This window comes from uncultured Rhodococcus sp. (assembly GCF_963525155.1).
In the GTDB taxonomy this organism is placed as follows: domain Bacteria; phylum Actinomycetota; class Actinomycetes; order Mycobacteriales; family Mycobacteriaceae; genus Rhodococcus_F; species Rhodococcus_F qingshengii.
In genome coordinates, this window is record NZ_CAURKP010000327.1 from 1 (window position 1) to 2,891 (window position 2,891).

The window sequence follows — 2,891 nt, forward strand, 5'->3', positions numbered from 1 at the left end:
CGGATCCTCCGAGGGTTCCACTTCGACACTCACCCAAGCTCCCTCGAGAGAAGCTCGGGTCAGTGGGTGCCTCTCCGCCTCGGACACCCGCCATCCGCTGACGACACTGCACCCGACACCGAACAGTAATGCCGCCAACATGATTCGTGCCCACCCCGCAGATGTGCGGCGCACAATTACGACAGCCACGATCGCCGCTGGAACCGCACACGCCGCCAGCACCCACGCAGTGGTCGCACCGTACAAGGTCCCCACCGCACTGCTCCCCCACACTGCGACGGCAGACGGAAGCAGTCGAGCGTCGAGAACTGGCCGGACCTCCGGTTCGTTCACACCGACACCAGCACTCGCAATTTGGCCAACCTTGCCGGGCCGATCCCGTCGACTTCCCCCAATTGTTCTATGTCCGTGAATTTTCCGTTGGATGTGCGCCAGGAGATGATCGCCGCAGCCGTTACCGGCCCTACCCCGGGAAGCTCGTCCAGTTCGGCCTCGGTGGCGGTATTGAGGTTCACCAGCCCAGCCCCGCCGGATTCCCCCGCAGCTGCGGGGCTGGTCCCTCCTGCAGTGGTACTCGAAGAAACACCACCGGACTGATCGGCCGCACCAACCACGATCTGATCGCCGTCGACAAGTTTCTGAGCCAGGTTCAGGCCCACCGTCTCCGCTCCGTCGAGCACGCCACCTGCCGCAGCAAGAGCGTCGGCGATGCGCGAGCCCGAATGAAGATTGACAAGCCCTGGCGTGCGCACGAGTCCGACGACACTGACCACCACAGCCTCGGGCGGCTGCTCTGCCATGACGCCGGTCGGTACAGGACTGGCTGATTCACCATCGCCGGCAGTCACATTCTCCGCCGTGACATTCTGGGGCGAGGGCAACGGTGGGACCGCCTGCATGCTCGGAGAATCCCACCACACGGCGAACAAGCCGATTCCCGTGGCCAGAACTGCAACGATCGCCAACACCCAGGTCGCCGACCGACTCGGGCGCCAACGTGTACCGCGCCAATGTTCGGGCAATCGGTCGAACCGTGACGAGTCGGGCTGAGCTTCGTAGTCGTCCTCGTCGAAGTCCCGAAGCCACTCGGGGGACCTCTCGAAAGATCCTGAATCCTCGAATTCGTCGACGTCCTCGTGTCGCCGCCGGTAGTTGCCGTCCATCGCCGCGAGGCGATCACGCGCCCGCTCGCGCTCCTCGCTGATCCTCATGACTGGACGCTAACGAGAGACCTCGCCGCCAACGACGAACAATTTGTATCTGTGGAGAACTCGCGGATTGTGGAGAAACGATCAGGCGCTCGTGTCGATCTCCGGCAACGGGCACACCACAACACCGATCGCGCCGACACCGACGTGCGCTCCGATAACCGCACTGAAGTCGGTGACGACGGATTCCGCTACATCGGGAATGCGCTCGGCCAACTGTTCGGCTATCCCGTCCGCACGCTCTCGCGCGCGCATGTGATGCACGGCTATCGCCACACGACCGAGACCGGCGCGTTCGACTGCCGAATCCACCAAGCGCGCAAGAGCTTTGGTGGTGGTACGTGTCTTCTCGCCGAGCACCAGCTTGCCGTCCACCAGATGCAGGATCGGCTTCATCGCCAATGCAGTGCCCAGCAGTGCGGCCGCGGTTCCGATTCGTCCGCCCCTACGCAATTGATCAAGTTTGTCGACGACGATGTAGCAGCGCCCACGGCTCGCTACGTCGACCGCCCGGCCGTACGCCTCTTCGAGTGAAGCGCCCTTCTCGGCCAAGCGTGCAGCTTCGAGAGCCGGATAGCCCAAACCCATACCGGCGGACTGTGAATCGACGATCCGGACGGCGCCACCGAATTCCTGGGCTGCGACTCGTCCGGCTTCCCACGTTCCCGACAGTTGACGTGAAATGTGAACGGCGAGAACGCCGTCACCGTCGCTCATGTCCAGGGCGCGTGCATACGCTTCGGACAACTCGGCGGGCGACGCTCCAGCCGTTGTCACCCCCGACAGGTCGCTCGGCATTGCGTCGACGCCCTCTCGCAAGTCGCAACCGTCACGGAGCACGTGGAGCGGAACAACCTGAATGCCACATGCGTCGGCCGACTCCTGCGGGATGCAGGCGGAGGAATCCGTGACGACGACGACCGGCATTCTGCTACCCGACTTCACTCGGCGGTGCTACCAGTTCCGGCGAAACCACTTTCTGCGCCTCGACCCCGCGAATCGCAGCGATCATCGCGCGGGCTACGCCGACGTGACCGTCCCAACCCCAGTGAATGCCGTCAGGATTGCCGTTCTCGGAAAAGACGTTGTCACGCACTGCATCCGCAAGGTCGACTACGGGAACGTCTTTCTCCGTAGCCCACTCGGTGATCGCAGACACGGCGGCCGGCCGGCCGGCATGCACGCTCGCGTAGGCATCGCTGCGATGCACTGACGGCAAGGTCGCGATCATCGGCAGTTCCGGCCGCATGTACTCCAACGCATTTCGCGAGCTTTCCAGATACTCGACGCTCAGCTTGGGCGGAAGTGCGACCGGGCGGCCCAGAGGTGCAAGCCGCGGCTGCAGCCACTGATAACCCTCGCGCACCACGCGTCGAAGCGCGGGTGGCCGAACGTAGCGGATGGTCTCGCGGAGCGCGGTAGGCAATGGGGACGGCAGCGAGTCCATCCCGCCGACCGCGAACACGACGGCGCCGGCCCGCGGCACCGCCGCCCACACACGAGGATCCTGAGTCAGTGCCCACCACGCGTCGCGACACGTCCATCCGATACGGGCGACCAACTCGACGTCCCAGCCGAGTTCGTCGGCCACGATGTTGGGCCAGATGCGTGGATGATCTGCCGCGAGGCCGCCTTTGGGGCCGAAATACGACAGCGAATCCGCGAGTACGAGGAGGACGGGGC

Annotated in this window: 3 protein-coding genes and 1 pseudogene; all 4 read right to left on the reverse strand. The window is 64.5% G+C overall.

Annotated elements, in window-relative coordinates:
• Window positions 1–333 (reverse strand): annotated as a pseudogene (locus tag RWT78_RS28985) (competence protein ComEC); the annotation flags it as partial.
• Entirely contained in the window at window positions 330–1,211 is an 882-nt protein-coding gene (locus RWT78_RS28990; protein WP_003944470.1) for a ComEA family DNA-binding protein, read from the reverse strand. The gene RWT78_RS28990 and the pseudogene RWT78_RS28985, both read right to left, overlap by 4 nt.
• Window positions 1,212–1,292: 81 nt before the next feature.
• A complete protein-coding gene (locus tag RWT78_RS28995) occupies window positions 1,293–2,135 on the reverse strand; it encodes a DegV family protein (RefSeq protein ID WP_003944515.1) in 843 nt (280 codons plus the stop codon).
• Window positions 2,136–2,139: 4 nt separating this feature from the next.
• Window positions 2,140–2,891, reverse strand: a 752-nt coding sequence (octT, locus tag RWT78_RS29000; protein WP_314682896.1) for a diglucosylglycerate octanoyltransferase, incomplete at its 5' end; no start/stop codon positions are given.